The organism is Massilia sp. Masssp94, assembly GCF_059491305.1.
This window is the reverse complement of sequence record NZ_CP168501.1, coordinates 4283061-4304257: the sequence shown is the minus strand read 5'-3', so window position 1 is coordinate 4304257 and position 21197 is coordinate 4283061. Positions and strand designations below refer to the sequence as shown.

Annotated in this window: 18 protein-coding genes; 3 read left to right on the top strand and 15 right to left on the bottom strand. The window is 65.0% G+C overall.

Annotated features, from left to right (window positions below; translation table 11 throughout):
* Positions 1 to 471, top strand: a complete 471-nt coding sequence (locus ACEN9G_RS19015; protein ID WP_413345132.1) for a flagella synthesis protein FlgN — start codon at positions 1 to 3, stop codon at positions 469 to 471.
* Here ACEN9G_RS19015 and ACEN9G_RS19010 read toward each other — a convergent pair.
* The 7 genes from ACEN9G_RS19010 to flhF all read right to left on the bottom strand — a co-directional run bounded on the left by ACEN9G_RS19010 (position 468) and on the right by flhF (position 8266).
* Positions 468 to 2927: a putative bifunctional diguanylate cyclase/phosphodiesterase gene (locus ACEN9G_RS19010; protein ID WP_483126844.1), complete on the bottom strand. Its 2460-nt coding sequence runs from the start codon at positions 2925 to 2927 to the stop codon at positions 468 to 470. The two genes, ACEN9G_RS19015 and ACEN9G_RS19010, sit on opposite strands and share 4 nt — an antisense overlap.
* Before the next feature lie 393 nt (positions 2928 to 3320).
* Positions 3321 to 3722 (bottom strand): hypothetical protein, encoded by a 402-nt coding sequence (locus ACEN9G_RS19005; RefSeq protein WP_413343446.1) that lies wholly within the window; start codon positions 3720 to 3722, stop codon positions 3321 to 3323.
* A 59-nt stretch (positions 3723 to 3781) separates the two neighbouring features.
* The gene (motD, locus tag ACEN9G_RS19000) at positions 3782 to 4516 is read right to left on the bottom strand and encodes a flagellar motor protein MotD (RefSeq protein ID WP_413343445.1); all 735 of its coding nucleotides are present in this window, start codon (positions 4514 to 4516) and stop codon (positions 3782 to 3784) included.
* A gap of 9 nt (positions 4517 to 4525) precedes the next feature.
* The gene (locus tag ACEN9G_RS18995; protein WP_413343443.1) at positions 4526 to 5269 is read right to left on the bottom strand and encodes a flagellar motor protein; all 744 of its coding nucleotides are present in this window, start codon (positions 5267 to 5269) and stop codon (positions 4526 to 4528) included.
* Positions 5260 to 5979, bottom strand: coding sequence for an RNA polymerase sigma factor FliA (locus ACEN9G_RS18990; protein ID WP_413343441.1), 720 nt, complete (start codon positions 5977 to 5979; stop codon positions 5260 to 5262). The genes ACEN9G_RS18995 and ACEN9G_RS18990 overlap by 10 nt, the downstream gene beginning before the upstream one ends.
* A gap of 30 nt (positions 5980 to 6009) precedes the next feature.
* The gene (locus tag ACEN9G_RS18985; protein ID WP_413343439.1) at positions 6010 to 6816 is read right to left on the bottom strand and encodes a MinD/ParA family ATP-binding protein; all 807 of its coding nucleotides are present in this window, start codon (positions 6814 to 6816) and stop codon (positions 6010 to 6012) included.
* A complete protein-coding gene (gene flhF, locus ACEN9G_RS18980) occupies positions 6809 to 8266 on the bottom strand; it encodes a flagellar biosynthesis GTPase FlhF (protein ID WP_483126843.1) in 1458 nt (485 codons plus the stop codon). Before flhF ends, ACEN9G_RS18985 begins: the two co-directional genes overlap by 8 nt.
* 446 nt (positions 8267 to 8712) lie before the next feature.
* Between flhF and ACEN9G_RS18975 the strand changes: the two genes are divergently transcribed.
* The gene (locus tag ACEN9G_RS18975) at positions 8713 to 8952 is read left to right on the top strand and encodes a hypothetical protein (RefSeq protein WP_413344622.1); all 240 of its coding nucleotides are present in this window, start codon (positions 8713 to 8715) and stop codon (positions 8950 to 8952) included.
* Positions 8953 to 9026: 74 nt separating this feature from the next.
* Here ACEN9G_RS18975 and ACEN9G_RS18970 read toward each other — a convergent pair whose 3' ends face one another.
* The 3 genes from ACEN9G_RS18970 to flhB form a co-directional block, all read right to left on the bottom strand.
* Positions 9027 to 10181 (bottom strand): MraY family glycosyltransferase, encoded by a 1155-nt coding sequence (locus ACEN9G_RS18970; protein ID WP_413344623.1) that lies wholly within the window; start codon positions 10179 to 10181, stop codon positions 9027 to 9029.
* Between the two features lie 242 nt (positions 10182 to 10423).
* Positions 10424 to 12556 (bottom strand): flagellar biosynthesis protein FlhA, encoded by a 2133-nt coding sequence (gene flhA, locus ACEN9G_RS18965; RefSeq protein WP_483126842.1) that lies wholly within the window; start codon positions 12554 to 12556, stop codon positions 10424 to 10426.
* 140 nt (positions 12557 to 12696) lie between these two features.
* The gene (flhB, locus tag ACEN9G_RS18960; RefSeq protein WP_483126841.1) at positions 12697 to 13881 is read right to left on the bottom strand and encodes a flagellar biosynthesis protein FlhB; all 1185 of its coding nucleotides are present in this window, start codon (positions 13879 to 13881) and stop codon (positions 12697 to 12699) included.
* Between the two features lie 342 nt (positions 13882 to 14223).
* Between flhB and ACEN9G_RS18955 the strand changes: the two genes are divergently transcribed.
* On the top strand, positions 14224 to 14523 hold the full coding sequence (locus tag ACEN9G_RS18955; protein ID WP_413337239.1) for a hypothetical protein: 300 nt from the start codon (positions 14224 to 14226) through the stop codon (positions 14521 to 14523).
* Positions 14524 to 14616: 93 nt separating this feature from the next.
* Here the strand turns inward: ACEN9G_RS18955 and rfbC are convergent, their stop codons facing one another.
* The 5 genes from rfbC to ACEN9G_RS18930 form a co-directional block, all read right to left on the bottom strand.
* Positions 14617 to 15168, bottom strand: coding sequence for a dTDP-4-dehydrorhamnose 3,5-epimerase (rfbC, locus tag ACEN9G_RS18950; protein ID WP_413337240.1), 552 nt, complete (start codon positions 15166 to 15168; stop codon positions 14617 to 14619).
* 7 nt (positions 15169 to 15175) lie between these two features.
* Positions 15176 to 16045, bottom strand: coding sequence for a glucose-1-phosphate thymidylyltransferase RfbA (rfbA, locus tag ACEN9G_RS18945; protein WP_413337268.1), 870 nt, complete (start codon positions 16043 to 16045; stop codon positions 15176 to 15178).
* Positions 16046 to 16063: 18 nt separating this feature from the next.
* A complete protein-coding gene (gene rfbD / locus ACEN9G_RS18940; RefSeq protein ID WP_413337241.1) occupies positions 16064 to 16951 on the bottom strand; it encodes a dTDP-4-dehydrorhamnose reductase in 888 nt (295 codons plus the stop codon).
* 1 nt (position 16952) lies between these two features.
* Positions 16953 to 18011: a dTDP-glucose 4,6-dehydratase gene (gene rfbB, locus ACEN9G_RS18935; RefSeq protein WP_413337242.1), complete on the bottom strand. Its 1059-nt coding sequence runs from the start codon at positions 18009 to 18011 to the stop codon at positions 16953 to 16955.
* 100 nt (positions 18012 to 18111) lie between these two features.
* Positions 18112 to 20907: a YjbH domain-containing protein gene (locus tag ACEN9G_RS18930; RefSeq protein WP_413337243.1), complete on the bottom strand. Its 2796-nt coding sequence runs from the start codon at positions 20905 to 20907 to the stop codon at positions 18112 to 18114.
* Positions 20908 to 21197 lie beyond the last annotated feature (290 nt).

Genomic DNA, 21197 nt, shown 5'->3' with positions numbered 1-21197 from the left:
ATGGCCATTGCATCCCCTGGCGCAACCCTGCGCGACGAACAGCAAGTGATCGGTTCCATCGTGGAGCTGATGAAAACCGAGCAACAGCTCCTGATCAGTGCGGATGCGGATGGCCTCTCGACCATCACCCCCAACAAGCTGCAGTTGGCGCAGCGTGCCGCGACCCTGTCGCGCGTGCGCCACAAGGCCCTCGGCGCCGCCGGCTTTCCCGCCGGCGAGGCCGGCATGGAGCCCTGGCTGGCGGTGGGCGGCAACGCCGAATATCGCGACGCCTGGAACCGCCTGCTGGAACTCACCCGCGAAGCGAAGGAACTCAACCGCGTCAATGGCATGATCGTCAACCGCCAGTTGGGCCAGACCCAGGCGGCCTTGAGCGAATTGCGCGGTCCCGGCGGCGGCGCGGCCGGCGTCTACGGCCCGGCCGGCCAGACGATGTCGACGGGTCCGTCGCGACGGTTCGTCGTCGGTTAATTCACCATCGCCCCGTTCGCCGTCGTTGCGGCGAACATCCGCTCGATCTGCTCCGGCCACACCGGCGGGCTGAAGTAATAGCCCTGGATTTCATCGCAGCCATTCTCGCGCAGGAAAGCCGCCTGCTCGGCCGTCTCGACACCTTCCGCCACCGCCTCCAGGTTCAGCGTATGCGCCAGCGCGATGATGGCGCACGCAATGGCCGCGTCGTTCGGGTCGGTCGTCACGTCGCTGACGAACGAGCGGTCGATCTTCAGCACATCGATGGGGAAGCGCTTCAGGTAGCTGAGCGACGAATAGCCGGTGCCGAAGTCGTCGATCGACAGCGCGACGCCGAGCGCCTTCAGCGACCGCAGGACGCTCGTCGCCTCGCCCGTGTCGCGCATGACCGTGGACTCCGTGATCTCGATCTCCAGGCAGGCCGGCGGCAAACTGCTGCGTTCCAGCGCGGCCTGGACGCGCCGCGCCAGGCCGGCCTGCTGGAACTGGCGTGCCGACAGGTTGATCGACACGCGCAGCGGCGGCAATCCCTGCGCGCGCCACGCGGCCGCGCGCGCGCAGGCTTCGTCCAGCACCCACATGTCGAGATCATCGATCAGGCCCGTCTCCTCGGCGAGCGGAATGAAGCGCGCCGGCGGCACGAGACCGAGTACGGGATGGCGCCAGCGCACGAGGGCTTCCACGCCGATCACCGTGCCGCTGGCCAGGTCGACGCGCGGTTGATACTGCAGCGCGAACTGGTTCCGTTCGATGCCATGGCGCAGCAGCGCTTCCAGGTCGACCCGCTCGCGGATCGCCTGCGCCATCGCGTCCGTATGGAAACGGTAGCGCGCGGGCCCTTCCGTGCGCGCGGCAGCCATCGCCACCTGCGCCATCTGCAGCAATTCGTGCGCGCCGCAGCCGTTTGCGGGCGGCAGTGCGATGCCGACGCTGGCGGCCAGGAACACGCGCTGGCCGTCGAGCAGGAACGGCTTGCGCATCGACTCCAGCAGCCGGGCGGCCAGCGCCGCGGCGGCGGTCTCGCCTGACTGTTTTTGCACGACGATGAATTCGTTGCCGCCCTGGCGCGCCAGCATGTCGCCGCCGGCCAGCAGGCACGACAGGCGCACGACGCATTCGCGCAACACGTCGTCGCCGCCGCCATAGCCGTAGCCGCTGTTGATCTTGCGGAATTCGTGCAGGTCGAACACGAGCACGGCGAGCGTGCGCCCGTCCTCGCGCGCGGCGGCGATGGCCTCGTCCAGCGTCTCGAGGATGCGGTTGCGGTTCGGCAGGCCCGTCAGCGCGTCGTGGGTGAGCTGCTCGACGAGCGCGCGCTCGAGCCGGCGCCGCTCCGACAAATCGCGCACGATCGCCACCTGCTGGCCGCCCGGCATGCCGGCGCGGCGCACCTCGGCCGGGAAGGCGGCGCCGTACAGGCGGCGGCAATCCAGCTCGGCGTCGCCGGCGGCGGCGGGCACCAGCACGTCCAGCGGCAGGCCGGCGGCCGTCTCGCGCGACACGCCGAACAGGTTTTCCGCGCGCGCATTCATCATCGTGATGCGCTCTTCCGCGCCGACGAGCAGGATCGCGTCCGGCGCGCATTCCATCAGGCTGCGGAAGCTGGCCTCGCTCTCGGCCAGCGACCGCTCCGACCGCTGTAGCCGCAGATACGGCGCCTGCACGGCCGCCACCCAGATCGCGCGGTGCAGGCACAGGTAGGCGATCACCTTGTACACATGGCCGCCCATGTTCACGACGTCGTCCGGCCGGACATACAGCGCGAAACCGACGCCGCCCAGGGCCATCACGGCCGCCGTCGCGGCCAGGTAGCGGTCGGTGCGCAGGCGGGTGACGAGTGCGCGGCGCAGCAGGAACAGCGCGGCGACGGCATTCAGCACGATCAGCACCAGCTCGCAACCGATCTTGAACGACGTCAGCCCCCGCCCTTCCACATACGTCGCCGGCAGCGCCAGCGGATCGGCCACGGCCAGCCAGAAGCCGAGCGCGACGATGCCCAGCGCCGCCAGCAGCGCCCAGCCGCGCACGCGCCGGCTGACCGTGCGCTCGCGCGGCGCGAACGCGGCGACGAGCAGCGCCGCGGCACTGACGACGCGCGCGAGCAGAGAGAATTCGATACCGTGTCCGACCGACCCCGACCCCGCCACGCCGGGCATGCCGTGGACCGACATCAGGTGGCCGATGTCGAGCAGGCCGACGGCCAGTGCGCTCGGCGACAGCAGGGCCACGCGGATCGGCATGTCGCGGCCGATGCCGTGCCAGCCCGTGGCAAACACGAGCATCGCCACGACGACCGAAAACACTTCCATCGCCGTGTGCGCCGTCAGGTACCAGCGCGGGTCCCACGGCAGCCGCGCCGCGTTGCCGAGCGCGAGCCAGGCCATGAACAGCGCCAGCAAGGTGGTGAGGATGGACAGCCGTACCGTGGACGGAATCTTGCGCGCGTGCCGCCTCATGCCGCCCAGCCCGCGGTTGGCCGGCCGTGCGTACGAAGTCCGCTCACGCGGGATACCTGGCTGTCGTGCTCGATATTCATGTGCTGAAGCGATTGACGCCGAGGGCAAGGCCGCGCCGGCTTGGAAGGAAGATTCCCTGATGAAACTTTCGTATCCAGAGAATCAATAGATGATAGCAGTTTATTAAATGTAGATCGAGCAATACTTACATCAACGGTCAATATGTTGCATCAATGTACCAAATTGAACGCTAACAGGGCGGTCTCACGGCGATAAATACCACGGCCTGCCCGTCAGCTATCTCGGCATCCAAATAAGCGGGCGCCGCCCGCGTCCGCCGATCTCATCGTGCTTGCACCCGGAGAACACGCCGCGCCGGAACGTACAGCGACGTTAAGGCGCGACGTGGCGAAACAGCACGGGTTCGGTGACGAGCGGCGTGGTGGCTTCGGGATGGTGGATGTCGGCCAGCGCCAGGCCGGCGTAGCGCAGTTCATACGTGTGGTCGCCGGGCCGGAAGGCGTAGTCGGCCGTGATGTCGACCGTGTGCGTGTGAGCCGAGTGCGGTGGGAGCTCGAACCAGTCGGCGCCGCCGCGCGCGGCGTTGGCGCCCACGTAGGCGATGGGGGCGCCGCCCGGATGCACGCGCACGTCGAACACGCGGCCGCCGGGCCGGGGATCATCGGTCAGCGCGCGCGGCAGCCAGACCCGGCGCTCGCCGCGATTTTCCGCCTTGAAGGTGATCCATACCTTGTCGTGCCGCGCGTCGACGCTCAGGCTTGCGTGCAGGTTCATCCGCCCTCCTCCTTCGATCGACATTGCTGTCGCGTTGGAACGATTGTAACGCGCCCCCGTCAGGAATTGGCGCCGGACAGGATCGTGACGGCCACCCGCCGGTTGCGCGCCCGTCCGGCGGGGTCGTCGTTCGAGGCGATCGGCCGGTTGGCACCGCGTCCGACGGCGGCCAGGCGTTCCTCGGCGACGCCGTTCGCCGCGAACAGGCGCACGACGGTCGTGGCGCGCACGGCCGACAATTCCCAGTTCGATGCGAACGCCGGGTTGCCGATCGGCGTGTTGTCCGTGAAACCTTCTACTTCGATGCCGTGCGGATCGTCCTTCAGCAGGCCGGCGACGGTGCGCAGCGTCTCCTGCGCGGTGGGCGTCAGGGTGGCATCGCCCTCGTCGAACAGGGCACTCGCATTGATCTCGAGCGTGACGCCGCGCGCCGTCTGCGTGACGCGCATCTTGCCGGTATTGACGAGGGGTTTGAGGATGCTGTCCAGCTTCTGCGCCAAGAGCTCGAGGCGCTCGCGGTCGCGCTTGGCCGCTTCCGCACGCTTGTGGGCGAGGATGGCCGACAGCGGCAATGCCTCGACCTCGACCATCGTGTTCGACTTGTTCGCCGCGCCGCGGCCGCCGAACGCGTCGCCCAGCGCTTCCGACAGCACCGTGTACTTGCCGATATTAACCACGGACACCGCGTACATGACGACGAAGAACGCGAACAGCAACGTGATGAAGTCGGCGTAGGAAATCAGCCAGCGTTCGTGGTTCTCGTTGTCCTGCTCGTACTTCTTGCGGCGCGCCATGGTTCCGGATCAGTGTTCGGACAGCAGGCACGCCACGCGCTCGTCGAGCACGCGCGTGTAGTCGCCGGTGGCGATGTCGTGGAAGACGTCGGCGAGGATTTCGTACTGGGCCACGCGCTCGGAGACGATGCCCTTGATCTTGTTGCCGACCGGGTAGAAGAACAGGTTCGCGAGGCCGACGCCGTAGATGGTCGACACGAACGCGACGGCGATGCCGGCGCCGAGTTTCGACGGATCGGACAGGTTTTCCATCACGTGGATCAGGCCCAGCACGGCGCCGAGGATGCCGACGGTGGGCGCATAGCCGGCCGCCGATTCCCAGATGCGCGCGGCCTGGCGTTCGCGGAATTCGTAGTTGTTGATTTCCGTGTGCATCAGGCTGCGCAGCTTGTCGGGCTGGATGCCGTCGACGACGAGGCGCAGGCCCTTCTGGATGAACGGGTCGGCCTTGGCCATGTACTGCTCGAGCGACAAAAGCCCGTCGCGCCGCGCGGACAGGCTCCACAAATGGATTTCGCGGGCCAGCGCATGGCGCCGGTCCGGCGGGGTGACGAACACCCAGCGCAGCATGCGCACGCCGCGCACGAAGGCTTGCGACTTCGTCTGCAACAGGACGGCGCCGAACGTGCCGACGACGACGATGGCGAAGGCGGCGGGCTGGAACAGCGAGGAAAACTTGCCGCCGTCGAGCGTATGCCCGACGAAGATCCCGGCCAGCGCCAGTGCGAGACCGAGCAGGCTGGTCAGGTCCACGAGCGCTCCCGCAGATACGTGCGCAGGCGCGCCACGGCCTGGGTGTGCAGCTGCGAAACGCGCGATTCCGACACACCCATCACGGCGCCGATTTCCTTGAGGTTGAGTTCTTCTTCGTAGTACAGGCCCATCAGCATCTTCTCGCGCGGCGGCAACGCGTCGATGGCGTCGATGACGGTCTGGCGGAAGTCCGTGTCGAGCAGGCTCTTCAGTGGATCGTCGTCGTCCACGGCATAGCGGTCGAGGAAGCCGTCGCCGCCGTCCTCGTCGTGGAAGTCTTCGTAGTACACGAGCTGGTGGCCGCCGGAATCGCCCAGCAGGTCCTGGTAATCGCCCAGCGACAGCTTGAGCGACTTCGCGACCTCCGATTCGCTGGGCGGACGGCCCAGTTGCTGTTGCAGCGCGGCCATGGCCGACTCGACCTTGCGCATGTTGGCGCGCGTGGAGCGCGGCATCCAGTCGCTGCTGCGCAGCTCGTCCAGCATCGCGCCGCGGATGCGCAGCACCGCATAGGTCTCGAACTGCGCGCCGTGGTTCTCCTCGTAGCGGTTGATCGCATCGAGCAGGCCCATCATGCCGGCCTGTACCAGGTCATCGACTTCGACGGACGGCGGGAGCTTGGCCTTCATCTGGTGGGCGAGACGCTTCACCAACGGCATGTGCTCCGTCAGCAGAGAGTTTTTGTCCGCTTTCCCTTTGACCGTGTACATGGTTCCAGTAATTAATTATTCTTCGCCGCTTCAGGCGGCCCGTCCCTGCTGCATGCCGGTGCGCGCAAAGCGCCCGGCCAGGCGGCGGAACGCCACCGAAGCGCCGGCCAGCGGGAATGCGTCGACCACGGCGCGCCCGAGGCGCGCGGCACGGTGCAGGTACTCGTCTGCCGGTACGGAGCCCATCGAGGTCAGCGTTACCGCCAAGTAACGAGTTGCCGCAGATGACATATTATCGTATACCACCTTCGCCTCGGCTTCGGTAGCGCCCGTGACAAGAATACCGAACGGGCGGCGGCCGAGATGCTGCGACAAACGCTTGATCAGCGCATACGCGTTCGTGATCGACGTGGCGCTCGTCGACACCTGCACGACGATCTCGGACGAGGCCATGATCGGCACGGGGAACGTGCCATCGTCGGAAAATTCGCCGTCGACCATGATGATGCTGCCGGCCTGCTTGACGAGCACGTCGAACGTCTTGGCCAGCCGCCGCGCCTCGTCCGCGCTGGCGGGTGCCATACGCGCCATCGTGGCGACGGAAAAGCCTTGCGGCACCGGGTGGATCACCTGGTTCAGCGCGCACTCCTGGCGCGCGACCTGCAGCAGGCTCGGGCCACGGTCGACGCCGAGACGCTGGGCCACGCCGTAGTCGCGCGTGCAGGCGTCGACGATCATCACGTCATTGCCGGACTGGGCCAGCGAGGCGCCCAGGTTGACGAGCATGGCGCCCTTGTCGTCGTGGGGCGTCGCGGAGAGGAAGGTCACGATGCGCGGCTTGGGGCCGGCCAGCATCCGGCGCAGGCCCTCCGCCTGGTCGAAGTCGAAACTAGCCAACGTACACCTCGCGCAGCGAACGGTCGTTGTTCAGGTTGCCGAGGCCGCCCATCATCAGCGGCAGGTCGGCGTCGGCGATCTGGGCGGCGGCGTCGCGCCTGGTGCGGAAGGCGCGGTCGACCAGCATCGCGCGGTCGGCCAGGTGCAGGTCTTCCGGCACGCGCTGGCCGTTGGAGATGTAGTGCAGGTTCAGCTTCTGGCGCACGAGCACGTCCAGCACGTTGCCGATCGAGGCGGCTTCGTCCATCTTGGTCATGATGGCGCCGGCGAGCCCCGTGCCCTGGTAGGCGCGCACGACTTCGTTCAGCGTCTCGTTCGTCGACGTCGCGTTCAGGCACAGCAGGCGCTTCACGTCGGCGCCCGACTCCGTCAGCATGGCGACCTGCTCCGTCACCATCTGGTCGCGCTGCGACATGCCGATCGTGTCGATCAGCACGGTGTGCTTGTTGCGCAGTTCCTTCAGGGCGATGCGCAGGTCGGCCTCGTCCTTCACCGAGTGCACCATCACGCCCAGGATCTTGCCGTAGATGCGCAGTTGCTCGTGGCCGCCGATACGGTAGGCGTCCGTCGTGATCAGCGCCAGCTTTTCCGGGCCGTGGCGCATCACGCAGCGGGCCGCCAGCTTGGCGGTCGTCGTCGTCTTGCCGACGCCGGTCGGGCCGACCAGCGCGAACACGCCGCCGCGGTCGAGGATCGCATCCTCGTCGGCCATCGTCGTGATATTACGCGCCAGGACCGTCTTGACCCAACGCAGCGACTCGGCGGCATCCTTGCCGGCCGGCAGCTTGTCGACCAGGTAGCGCGACAGGCTCGCCGAGAAGCCGGCGGCCAGCATCTCGCGCAGCACGGCGGCCTTCTGCGGCTCGCGCTGCTGGGTGGTGCCCCACGACAGCTCGGCCAGCTGCGATTCCATCATGCCGCGCATGGCGCGGATCTCGTTCATCATGCCGTGCATTTCGGCGGCGGCGGATTCCTTCGCCTGGGCGATCGCGGCCGACATCATCGCGGTCATCGCGGACATGTCGAAGGCCGGAACGTCCGCCGCTTGCGGGGCGCGGCGGTTGGCGTAGGTCGGTGCCACGGCCGGTGCGGCGGGCTCGTCAAGGTCATACAGCGAATTCATCGGCTGGCGCGCGGCCGGGGCTTCCTGGAAAGCGCGCGGCGCCGGACGGGCTGCCGGGCGCGGTGCCGGGGCCGGGGCCGGGGCGGGAGCCGGCTCGAAGTCGTCGAACGTCGGTTCCTGGATGCGCAGGTTCGGGCGCGGCGCGGCCATTTCCGATTCCGGTGCCGGGGAAGCCAGCGACGCGACGTCGTCGTTGTCCAGTGCCAGGATTTCGACCACGCCATCGACCGGACGGTTCGACAGGATGACCGCGTCCGGCCCCAGGGCCTCGCGCACTTTGCGCAGGGCCTCGCGGGAAGTCGCCGCTGTAAATTTCTTCACGTTCATCGTTGTTCTCCGCTCTTGCTGGCTTGGTTCGCTATCCGGTCATGCGGGCACAGTCGCCCATTCACAGTGAGGATTATTGACGATGCCGGTAGGAAACCATCGCGGGAAAAGGACGGGGAAAGGCGCTTATTTCATCCACGCGGCGCGGATGGCACACCTGCACCGATCGCCAGAGAAGTTAATTGCCACGTAAATACAATGGTGAGAGAATTGGAACACAGCAACAAGATCATCGGTACGGGCACAATCTCTCATCTATGAGACAATTCTCAAACAGTCAATTGCTCAACTTTTAATATTTGTGGCAATTTTGACATGATAAGCGTAATAGAACAGAACGAATCAGTGTCTTGATCGCAAATTGTGTTCAAATGTAACAACGAATTTTATGGTCGTGCTAGACTGCGTAAACACCGTGTACTTGGCTTACATCGAAAGGCCAACAGATGAAACTGAGAATACCGAAGCGCCAACCCGGCACCCCCGGTGCTGAAGCCGCCCTCGTTCATTTATGCGAGGTGCTGGACCGCTGTATTCCCATCTTCCGTACCGTATTTCTCATTGCAGGGGTGCTCGCCGCGGCCCTGAAGGTCGGGCGAACCGCCGACTTCCTCTTTGCCACGGGTCTGCTCTTCCAGTTTGCGATGTGGTTCAATGACTGGTGGATCAGGACACGGGCTCGCTGACACTGTTCAGGACGTAAAAAAACCGCGGTCTCGATGTGAAACCGCGGTCCTTGTAATTTAGCAGCACCAATTTCTTAGCGCACTTCAATTCCAACGTCGAGGGCCTGCTCCGCCCTGTCACCGCGCCGCACCGTCCAGCGTCCACGCACGAGACGGCCATATACCGCGATATACAACACGACCTGGGCAACCACGATCGCCACGGCCGCCGGGGTCGACTGGCCGAACCAGACGCTGACTGCCACACAAGCCGCCACCGCCGGCGCCATGAAGCACGGCACCATCGCGTTGCGCTTCCAGGGACGAGCGGCGTCACGGCGCACATATTTGAAAACGAGACGGCGGAACACGAGCCCGTGCAGGTGCAATGCATCCGGCGCGCCCGGGCTGACCTTGCGGACGAACTTGCGGCGATAGATGCTGAACAGCACTTCGATGATCGGATAACCGCAAATAGCGAGAATTTGCCACGCGCTCAGCTCCGGATGACGCACCAGCAACAGGACCGCCATTTCCGACACCCAGAAACCGAGGAAATACGCCCCGCCATCGCCGAGGAACATTTTCCCGGACGGGTAGTTCAGCATCAGGAAGCCCAGCGTGGCGCCCGCGCACAGCGCACCGAGCACGGCAACGAAGCTGTCGCCGACCTGTAGCCCGACGGCGGCCAGGCCGATCGCCATGATGATGATCGTACTGCCCGACAGGCCGTTGAAACCGTCGATGATGTTGATGGCGTTGGAACCGCCTGCCACGAACACTGCGGTGGCAACGATCGCCAGCGGCGCGATCGTCAGCAGCGCATCCAGGCCCCAGATGTCCAGTTCGCCGACAGTGGCCCCCAGTGCGAGGCTTGCCACCAGTGCGCTCAGCGCGGTGGCGACAAGACGCACGCGGACCGACACGCGCTTGGTGAAGTCCTCGATCAGGCCCGCCAGGAAGGCCGGCAGGCTGGCGCCGAGCAGCAGATAGATGCGCGATGCGCGGCCGGCGCTCACCTGGCCTGGAAAGATCTGCTGGAAGAGCACGAGGCCGAGCAGGATGCCGCCTATCACGGCCAGGCCGCCGATACGCGGCACGGCCGTGGTATGGACCTTTTGCACGCCGCCCAGGTCGTGGTCGTGCGTCAGGCGTCCATGCCACTTTTGAGAACGGACGATGAGTTGGCTGATGACGAAACTCGCCACCCATGCGGTCAACCCAAGTAATACAAACTGGTATTCCGGCATCTTTTACTTCCTGTACATTCGCAGACTGTCTTTGCAGCGTGTTGGGCAAATGACGATTGAGGGGTACTGACCGATTCGGCTGGGTGAACCGGTCTACTCAGACTGATTTCTTGAGCGCGCTAAGCGTTAGAGCGCAAGGATGTTAGCATAAATCAACTCTACCAATCGACTTTTGGCACTATTGGCGAAGCGATTGTTGCGCTGCGGCCTCGAAAGAATCCCAACAAATTTCCTTACGCCAATCAATTCGCGCCAACGAGGCTCGTGACACGAATTGTCTTGGATTCGGGAATTTCCGAGTGTGACAAGACCTTGAGCTGCGGCAACGCCCGACGCAGGAACCGCGACAACAGCGTCCGCAGCGGCCCCGGCACGAGGAGCACCGGCGTCAGTCCCATTGCCTCTTGTTGCTGCGCAGCATTGGCAGCCTGCTGGACGATCGTGTCCGCCAGGCCAGGCTCGATGCCCGTGCCGTCGCCGCCGGCGTTCAGGGCCTGCACGAGCAGGCGTTCGAGGCGGTTGTCCAGGGTCATCACGGACAGTTCGTTCGTGCCCGGGAACAATTGCTGCACGATGGCGCGGCCCAGCGACACACGCACCAGCGCGGTCAAGTCGTTCGGATCGTTCGTGCTGCCCGCATGCTCGGACAGCGTCTCGATGATCGTGCGCATGTCGCGGATGTGCACGCCTTCCTGCAACAGGTTCTGCAGCACTTTCTGCAACGTCGACAGCGACACGACCTTCGGCACCAGGTCTTCGACCAGTTTCGGCGCATCCTTGGCCAGGTGGTCGAGGAGCGCCTGCACTTCCATGCGGCCCAGCAGTTCCGACGCGTGCGTCGTGATCAGATGGTTCAGGTGCGTGGCGACGACGGTGCCGGCGTCGACGACGGTATAGCCCATGCTCTGCGCGTCGTCCTTCAGCGCGGCGTCGATCCAGATGGCCGGCAGGCCGAACGCGGGGTCCGTCGTCACGAGGCCCGGCAGGGTGCCGCTCGCCATCCCCGGGTTGATCGCCAGGTACTGGCCGTTCATCGCCTCGCCGCTGCCCACTTCGACGCCCTTCAGCGTGATGCGGTAGGCCGACGGTTTCAGCTCCAGGTTGTCGCGGATGTGCACCGGCGGCGCCAGGAAGCCGACTTCCTGCGCGAACTTCTTGCGGATGCCCTTGATGCGCTTCAGCAGTTCGCCGTTCTGCGTCTTGTCGACGAGCGGAATCAGGCGGTAGCCCACTTCCAGTCCGAGCGTGTCGACCGGCATGACGTCCTGCCAGCTCGCCTCTTCCTGCTCCGCGGGCGTGGTGGCCGCGGCGGCGGCGCCTCCGCCGGGCGAGCCTGCCGGGCCCGCACCGCCGCCCGCGCGCTGCAATTCTTCCGGCGGCATGTTCTTGCGGCGCTTTTCCAGCAGATAGGCGCCACCGAACAGCGTGCTGCCCAGCAGCAGGAACACGAGGTTCGGCATGCCCGGGATCAGGCCCATGCCGCCGATGATGCCGCCCGTGATGTACAGCACTTCCGGTTTCGCGAACAGCTGGCTGACGACTTGCGAACCCACGTCCTTGTCGCTGGCCACGCGCGACACGACCATACCGGCCGCGATCGAGATGATCAGCGACGGGATCTGCGCGACGAGGCCGTCACCGATGGCCAGCAGCGTGTAGTTCTTGACGGCGTCGCCAAAGGCCATGTCGTGCTGGACCATGCCGACGATCAGGCCACCGACGACGTTGATCACGGTGACGAGGATGCCGGCCACGGCGTCGCCGCGCACGTATTTCGACGCACCGTCCATGGCGCCGTAGAACTCGGCTTCCATCGACACTTCGGAGCGGCGGCGCTTGGCGTCCTCTTCGCCGATCAGGCCGGCGTTCAGGTCGGCGTCGATCGCCATCTGCTTGCCGGGCATCGCGTCCAGGGCGAAGCGCGCGCCCACCTCGGCGATACGGCCCGCACCCTTGGTCACGACCGTGAAGTTGATGATGGTGAGAATGATGAAGACGACGAGACCGACCGTGTAGTTGCCGCCGATCAGGAAGTGGCCGAATGCCTCGATCACCTTGCCGGCTGCGGCGCCGCCCGTGTGGCCCTCGGTCAGCACGACGCGCGTGGACGCGACGTTCAGCGACAGGCGCAGCATGGTCGTCACGAGAAGCACGGCCGGGAACGCCATGAAATCGAGCGGCTTGACCGTGTACAACGCAGTCAGCAGCACGATCACGGACATCGCGATGTTGAAGCTGAAGAACAGGTCGAGCGCGAATGCCGGCAACGGCAGGATCATCATTACCAGCAGCAGGATGATCAGGATCGGCGCCGCCAGCGCGTTGCTGCGGGCACCGATCTGTTGCAGCCAGGCTGGCAGTCTGAAACCGTTCATGCGTACTCCATCATTCAGGGATACGCCATTATTGCTGATGCCCCACGGAAACTATGCGGGAAGGAGACGGGGAATAACCTCGCAATTCGTGGGTGGGCGGCCCTCCGCCCACGCGTGACGCATGCGATGTGCCGGCGTAATCAGTGCGGCGTACCGGGTCCCGCATCGGTACCCGGCTTCTGCGACGCGGGGTTGAACGGGTCCATTTCCGGCGGAACCGGCAGTTTCTTCGGACGGTCCGGATACTGGTCGAGCGTGCCCTTGCTGTAGGCGCGCAGCTGGAAGACGTAGGCCAGCACTTCGGCCACGGCCGAGTACAGCGCTTCCGGGATCTCGTCGTCGATTTCCGTGTGCTTGTACAGCGCACGCGCCAGGGCCGGCGCTTCCAGCAGCGCGACCTTGTTTTCCTTCGCGATCTCGCGGATCTTCGCCGCGACCTCGTCGGTACCCTTGGCCACGACGCGCGGCGCACCCCGCTGCCCGTCCGCGTACTTGAGCGCGACGGCGAAGTGGGTCGGGTTGGTCACGACCACGTCGGCGGTCGGGACGTTGGACATCATGCGCTTCTGCGCCATCTCGCGCTGCATCTGGCGGATCTTGCCCTTGATCTGCGGGTTGCCGTCCGATTCCTTCGATTCCTGGATCACTTCCTGGCGCGTCATCTTGAGCTTGTCGGCGTAATGCCACATCTGGTACGGACCGTCGAGGATGGCGATGGCGCCCAGCGCGCCGACCATGGTCAGGAATGCCTTGGCGAGGATGCTGCCCAGGTGCGGCGCGGCCGTACCGAAGGGTTCGACGACGAGGCCGATCACGGCATCCTTCTGGCTCATCACGACGAACCACCCGACCGCGCCGACGAGCAGCGTCTTGGCGACGGCCTTCAGCAGCTCGACGAGCGCATTGGTCGACACCATGTTGCCCAGGCCACGCATCGGATTGAGCTTGCCGAAATTGGGCGTGAACGCCTTGGCGCTGAAATTCCAGCCGCCGATCAGCAGGGGCGCCGCCAGCATCATGAGCATGATGGCGCCCGCCAGCGGCAGGCAGGCCAGCAGCACGCGAACCACGTCGGCGAGAATGCGTTCGACCAGCACGTTCGGGTTGTAGATCTGCTCGCGGTCGAGCGACAGCCCGCGCTCCAGCACGGACGACAGCGTGTTGACGAGCCCGCCGCCCAGCATCCACATGCCGGCGCCGGCCGTCATCAAAACGGTAAAAGTCGCAACTTCGCGCGAACGGGGAATGTCGCCGTCTTCGCGCGCCTGCCTCAGCCGCTTCTCTGACGCTGGTTCGGTCCGTTCCGCGTCGCTGTCTTCCGCCATCCTGCACTCCGTTACCTTGGTTCAGGCTGGCATTATTCCAGATGTTGCCGCAGACCTAGAGAAAAAGAAGGACGGCAAACAGCCTGCATATCGTGTTTACGATTTGCATTCTTATACGGACATACCAATGTGCACACACAACACACTCGGTAAAAGTGATAGGAATGTGTTCCACTATCTGTCAAAATTGCAAATTGCTTATGTCGAAAAAAGATGACATTTTCGGCTGAGCTAGCCATAAAACCGGCATCTGATGAATCAAAGCAATGTTGGCTTGCTATATAATGAGTCAAGCAACATTGCCATGCGCAGGTGCCCCGTTAATCGAACAAAGGATACGAAATGAAGAAACTCCTCGTCACGACCGCTATTCTGAGCCTGCTGTCGGCTCAGGCATTCGCTCAGGAATCCAGCACCGCTGCCGGCCAGACTGGCACCGCCTCGGGCTCCGCCGCAGGCACCGGCACCGCTGCCGGCACTGCGGGCACCGCCGCAACGGGTACGGGCTTCGCGGCAACGACCGCGATCGCTGGTCTGTCGGTCGGCACCGTGGCCGCGATCGGCGCCGCTGTCGCCGCCGTGGCCGTCGCCTCGTCGGACAACGGTTCGACCACGAACCACTCGACCACGACGCACCACTGATCCACGCCGGAACGCGTGCGCGTTCCGGTTTGGGCACTGCAAGGAAATCGGCCGCAACAGCGGCCGTTTTCTCTGGCAGGTACTGCCCCGCGCTCAGTCGAACACTTCGGCTTGCGCGAGCAGTTTCCCGGCCTGGTCCTTGGCCGCCAGCTGCGGCACGAAATCGATGGGCCAGCCGATGCCGATGGCCGGATCGTTCCACGACAGGCTGCGCTCATGCTCCGGATACCAGTAATCCGTCGTCTTGTACAGGAATTCGGCGGATTCGCTCAGGACGACAAAGCCGTGCGCGAAGCCCGGCGGCACCCACAGTTGGCGATGATTGTCCCCGCTCAGCTCCATGCCCACCCAGCGGCCGAAAGTCGGTGACGACTTGCGCAGATCGACCGCGACATCGAACACGCTGCCCCGCACCACCCGCACCAGCTTGCCCTGGGCATGCTGGATCTGGTAATGCAGTCCGCGCAATACCCCCTTGGCCGACTTGCTATGGTTGTCCTGCACGAACTGGGCGTCGACGCCGGTGGCCTGGGCAAAGTCGCGCGCATTGAAGCTTTCGTAAAAGAAGCCGCGCGCGTCGCCGAAGACTTTCGGCTCCAGCATCAGGACGTCTGGAATGGCGGTCGGGGTAACGGTATATGGCATGGGCGGACTATTTCAACAGGTTCAAAAGATAATTGCCGTAGCCGTTCTTGGCCAGCGGTGCGGCGAGCTTCTGCAGCGCGGCGGCGTCGATCCAGCCCTGGCGGTAGGCGATCTCTTCCGGGCACGCCACCTGCAGGCCCTGCCGCTTCTGCAAGGTCGCGATGAAGCTGGCCGCCTCCAGCAGGCTGTCGTGCGTACCGGTGTCGAGCCAGGCAAAGCCGCGGCCCATGATCTCGACATTCAGCTTGTCGCGCTCGAGGTAGCAGCGGTTGACGTCGGTGATCTCCAGCTCGCCGCGCGCCGACGGCTTGATGTCGGCCGCCACATTGCACACGTCGTTGTCGTAAAAATACAGGCCGGTCACGGCATACGACGATTTCGGCGCCTTCGGCTTTTCCTCGATGCTCAGGGCACGGTGGTCCGCATCGAACTCGACGACACCGTAGCGCTCGGGATCCTGCACGTGGTAGGCGAACACCGTCGCGCTGTCGGTGCGTTCGTTGGCGCTGTGCAGTTGTTTTACAAGGTCGTGACCGTAAAAGATGTTGTCGCCGAGGACGAGCGCGCTCGGATCGTTGCCCACGAAATCCTTGCCGATGATGAAGGCCTGGGCCAGGCCGTCCGGCGACGGTTGCACGGCATACTGGATGCTCATGCCCCAGCGGCTGCCGTCGCCGAGCAGTTCGGCAAAACGGGGCGTGTCCTGCGGCGTGCTGATGACGAGCACGTCGCGGATGCCGGTCAGCATCAGCGTGCTGAGCGGGTAGTAGATCATCGGCTTGTCGTAGACCGGCATCAGCTGCTTGCTGACGGCCTGGGTCACCGGATACAGCCGCGTGCCGGAACCGCCGGCCAGGATGATGCCTTTACGCTGGATTTGGGACATGGCTGCCTCTCACAGGATTTGCCGGAGCACGTGACGCACGCCTTCCTGCCACGGCGGCAGGCGCAGGTCGAACGTCGTGCGGAAGCGGGTCGTATCGAGCCGCGAATTGAGGGGACGTCTGGCCGGCGTCGGATACTGCTCGGTGGCCAGCGGCGCGACGGCATCCACACTGGCTTTGAGATTTTTTCCGGCCGCCAGCGCCTCGCCGATCACGAATCGCGCATAGCCGTGCCAGCTCGTCTCGCCACCCGCCGCGACGTGATACGTGCCATAGGGGAAGCCGGTGCCGCGCGTGCGCGCATGCTCGCGCACGAGGTGGGCGCTGAGGTCGGCCAGCAGCGCGGCCGGCGTCGGGGCACCGAACTGGTCGGCGACGACGGTGAGCTTCTCGCGCTCGCCCGCCAGGCGCAGCATCGTCTTGGCGAAATTGCCGCCGTGCGCGCCCACGACCCAGCTCGTGCGCAGGATCAGGTGGCGCGGATTGGCGGCCGCCAGGCCTTGTTCGCCCTCCAGCTTCGTGCGGCCGTAGACGCTCCGCGGCGCCGGCGCATCGTTTTCCGTATAGGCGCCCTGCTTCGTGCCGTCGAACACGTAGTCCGTCGAGTAATGCAGCACGAGCGCGCCCAGCTTCGCGCCTTCCTCGCCCAGGATGGCCGGGGCGACGGCGTTGACGGCACGGGCCGTCGCTTCGTCGGACTCGGCCTTGTCGACGGCCGTGTACGCCGCCGGATTGACGATCACATCCGGCGCGACGCGGCGCACCAGCGCGCGCAGCGCGTCGGCGTCGGCCAGGTTGCAATCCTGCGTGTCGACGGCGTGGACCTCGCCGAGCGGCGCCAGCGCGCGCTGCAGTTCGAAGCCGAGCTGGCCGTTCTTGCCGGTCAGGAGAATCTTCATTTCAGGCACCGTACTGTTGGCCGACCCAGGCGCGGTAGCTGCCGCTCGTCACGTGCTGCACCCATTCCTGGTTGTCGAGGTACCACTGCACCGTCTTGCGGATGCCCGTCTCGAACGTCTCGGCCGGCTTCCAGCCCAGCTCGCGCTCCAGCCTGGTCGCGTCGATCGCGTAGCGGCGGTCATGGCCGGGGCGGTCGGTAACGAAGGTGATCTGGGTCGCGTACGACTGGCCATCCGCGCGCGGGCTCAGTTCGTCGAGGATCGCGCACAGCGTCTTGACGACGTCGAGGTTGGCCTTCTCGTTCCAGCCGCCGACGTTGTAGACCTCGCCCAGCTGGCCCCCGTCGAGCACGCGGCGGATGGCCGAGCAGTGATCCTTCACGTATAGCCAGTCGCGGATCTGCTGGCCGTCGCCGTAGATCGGCAGCGGCTTGCCGGCCAGTGCATTGTGGATGCACAGCGGGATCAGCTTTTCCGGGAAGTGGTAAGGACCATAGTTGTTAGAGCAATTGGTGGTCAGCACCGGCAGGCCATACGTGTGATGGTAGGCGCGCACGAGGTGGTCGCTGGCCGCCTTGCTGGCGGAATATGGGCTGTTCGGTTCGTAACGGTTCGTCTCGCGGAACGCGGGGTCGTCCTTGCCGAGCGAGCCGTAGACCTCGTCGGTCGACACGTGCAGGAAGCGGAACGCGGCCTTGCGGTCGTCCGGCAGCGCGCTCCAGTATTCGCGCACGGCTTCGAGCAGGTGGAACGTGCCGACGATGTTCGTCTGGATGAATTCGCCCGGGCCGTGGATGCTGCGGTCCACGTGGCTCTCGGCCGCGAAATTCACGACGGCGCGCGGCTGGTGTTCCTGCAGCAGGCGCCGCACGAGGTCCACGTCGCCGATGTCGCCCTGCACGAAGATGTGCCTGGGGTTGTCGCGCAGGCTGGCCAGGTTCTCGAGGTTGCCGGCATACGTCAGCTTGTCGAGGTTGATGACCGGCTCGTCGGTCAAGCCGCACCAGTCCAGCACAAAATTACTGCCGATGAAGCCGGCGCCGCCTGTCGTCAAAATCATATAGTCACTCCCCGGTTGACAGATCCGCACGGGCCGGTCGAGCGCCAGGTTGGCCGGCCCGGATATCCGGTGCCACCGCGCGATCAAAGATTACATTTTATCAATAAGTCCCGAACCACGCCACGCTAACGGAATTCGTGCCCGGCGTCACGGCGAAGCTCGAACGCACATTGTCGCGCTGCGCCTGCCACAGCCAGCCGCCCACGGCCATGCCGAGGACGCCGCCGGCCACGACGTCGGAGACCCAGTGCTGGCGTCCCGCCGTGCGGCCCAGCGAGCCGGCGGCGGCCAGGCCGTACAGCCACGGGGCATCGTATTCCTGGGCGAACGGCGTCACTGCCGCGAACGCCACGCTGGCGTGATTGGACGGGAACGATGCATTCGACCGGTCCGCGGCCTTGCCCCACTGTCCCTTCTCGTCGATCGGCCGGGCACGCCCGGCGAGATGCTTCGCCCCGATCGACAGGGCCGCGGCTCCGACGACCGATTCGAGCGAGATGATACCAATGTTCTGCATGCGCGCATCGCCAAAAGCGACGGCCCCGGCCGCGGCGCCTGCCAGGACGACCGGCGTCGCCTTGCCAATATTGTTCCAGGCCCGCGCGACGCTGGAGCCCTGGTGCTTCTTCATGAAACGATCGACCGGCTTGTCGAGCAGTGCGCTGGCCAGGATCGCGCCGCCGCCGATGATGGCGCCGTTGCCCCAATGCGGCAGCGTCGGCGTCGACTTGACGGATTGTTCCACGCGCATACGGAACAGCGGCCACGGGTTCGGCATGGCGTCCACGGGCGGATTCACGGCCGGGAGGTTCTGTTCGTCGCGCCGCTCGGCGAAGTTGCCGAGACCGTCGAACGTGTTCATGTCGCGGCGCGGCTGCTCGACGAGGTCGTACAGGTCGCCCGGGCTCGCCACCATCTGGCCGACGTCGCGCGTCCATGGCGACAGGGCCACGCCTGCGGTGGTCTGCGTGTCGGACAGCAGCATGATGTTCAGCGGCACCGACAGGAAGATACCCTTGTCGTTGTAGGGGTTCGACGGCGTGCCCGGATTCGTGATGTCCTTGCCGCTCGTCTTCGTGTACCAGGCGCCGATTTCCACACCGGACGGGAAGCGCCGCTTGAACTCCATGCGCACGCCGTTGTCCTTGGCGAGGAAGCGGCCGGCGCGGGCCGTCGCGGTGACGTCGTACGGCAGCTTGTAATGCAGGGACGCGAAGCCGCTGACGGTCTGGTAGTCGCGCTTGTCGAACCACCCTTTCACGCCGCGCTGCTGCAGGGCGTCGACGTTCACGTCGGCGGCCCAGCGGCTGTCCTTCGGCAGGTACAACACCTGGCCGCCGATGCCGCGGAACATCTCTTCGTACAGACCGCCGGAGACGCGCGCGTACAATCGTTCGGACGGCATGATGTATTTGTTGAGCATCAACCGGTTCAGCTTGAAACGGCCGCCGCGCTTGTAGTCGGCGATGTCCGAGCGCACGTGGGGCAGCAGGCTGTTCGACGCCTGCGTGACGCCCGACACGGTCTCGTACACGGTGAGCTTGAAATCGCTGTTCAGGAACAGGCCGGGGGCCAAGCGGCGGTCATAAGTGCCTGCAGCCCACAGTTCGTAGCGCAAGGCGCCGCTCGGGTCGTTAAAGAACATCGACACCTTGGGATACACCTTGAAGCGGTTCGCCTCGCGGTCTTCCGATGCCAGCTGGACTGTGTTGCCGTCCTTGCCGACCTCCACTTGCAGAGAGCCCTCGTTCGCGACGGCAGCCAGCATGCCGTGCTGGTCCTCTCCGATCTGATCGCTCGGCTGGGCATAACGCACGATGACGGTCTGCAGGAAGGCTTCGCGATTCGACAACCCGGTCAAATAGTCAGTCAGACTCTGCAGATCGGTAAATTCATACGTCGCGATGGGCTGTTCCAGTTTCGTGTACGCGATTTGCATCCGGCGCGTGCCCTGCGGCGCAAAGGCGAGCGCGGTACGCGCCGCACGGCCGACCGCGCGGCCGAGATTGGAGATGCGACTGTTCGTCAACGACAGCTTCAGCGTGCCGTCTTCGAACGTAACGCGGACGTTCTTGAAATCCTGCTTGATCAGCGCCTGCACGAGCGCGGCGCCATGGCTGGGCTGCTGCTGCCATTCCTCGCCCGTGACGCGCGGCGGCGCCTGCTTCGGGTCGAACGGCGCCGGCTCGTATAGCTTGGGAATGAATTCGCGCTCGGAAAATGGAATGCTCAGGTAGGCGTTGGCACTGAAGTGATCGCGGTGACGCGCCACCTGCGCGCCTAACCAGCCCCAACGATATTCGACACCGACCGCGGCCCCCTTGCGGCGCTGACCTGCGGCCGTGTCGGCTGCATGAAAGTCCTTGGTGTAATCGTTCGCATCGTATTCGCCGACCACCGCGAATCCAGGTACGGCGGTCGGCGCCCAGCGGGCTCCAGCGAACACACCGCTTGGGCGCCGTTTGCCGACGCCCACGCTGACCTCGATGTTACGTGCAGCGCCGAACGCTTTCGACGCGACGACATAATGACCCTTGAACAGCTCCGTCCCCAGCATGTCGGTCGCGCCCACGGCGATCGCCGGCAACCAGGTCGACTCGGCCAAGAGCCGCAACTTGGCATCGACGACCTTGTCCTTGTAGCGGCCATATGCGCTTCCGTACCCGTCCGGCTGGTTCGCGAAGCCCTGAGTGCCTGTGATCGACACATACCGGCCGGTCACCTGCAGGAACGGCAGGACGGTGGCGGTCGCCCAGAAACTGCCGTAGGGGCGATCATAGCCATAACCCGTGCTCACCGTGCCGTCGGCTTCGACGGCGGCGTTGGGCATGTTGATGTAGCCGGACTGGCCCTGGACGGCCGGGATGGCGCCGAACGCATTGGCGGCGCCGAGCACGAACCAACTGCACCATGTATATTTAAAAGAAATTCTTAAAGCAGCAAACACATCAGTCCATTCGTTGGGCAGGCCCGTGCTGGAAAATTTGAGGAATAGCGACAGACAAATCTTGCCGAGTTTACCATTCGCATAATTTGTGGCCAAGTTCTCGATGCTCTGGCGTCGTCCTCGCGTCTTTGCATGCGGCAAAAACAACCTTACCGACGCTTCGGCACGTTGCGTGACGGCCCGCCTCGTGGATGCCGTCGAGCGGCATCAGGCACTCCACACTTCGCGAAAGAGACCAG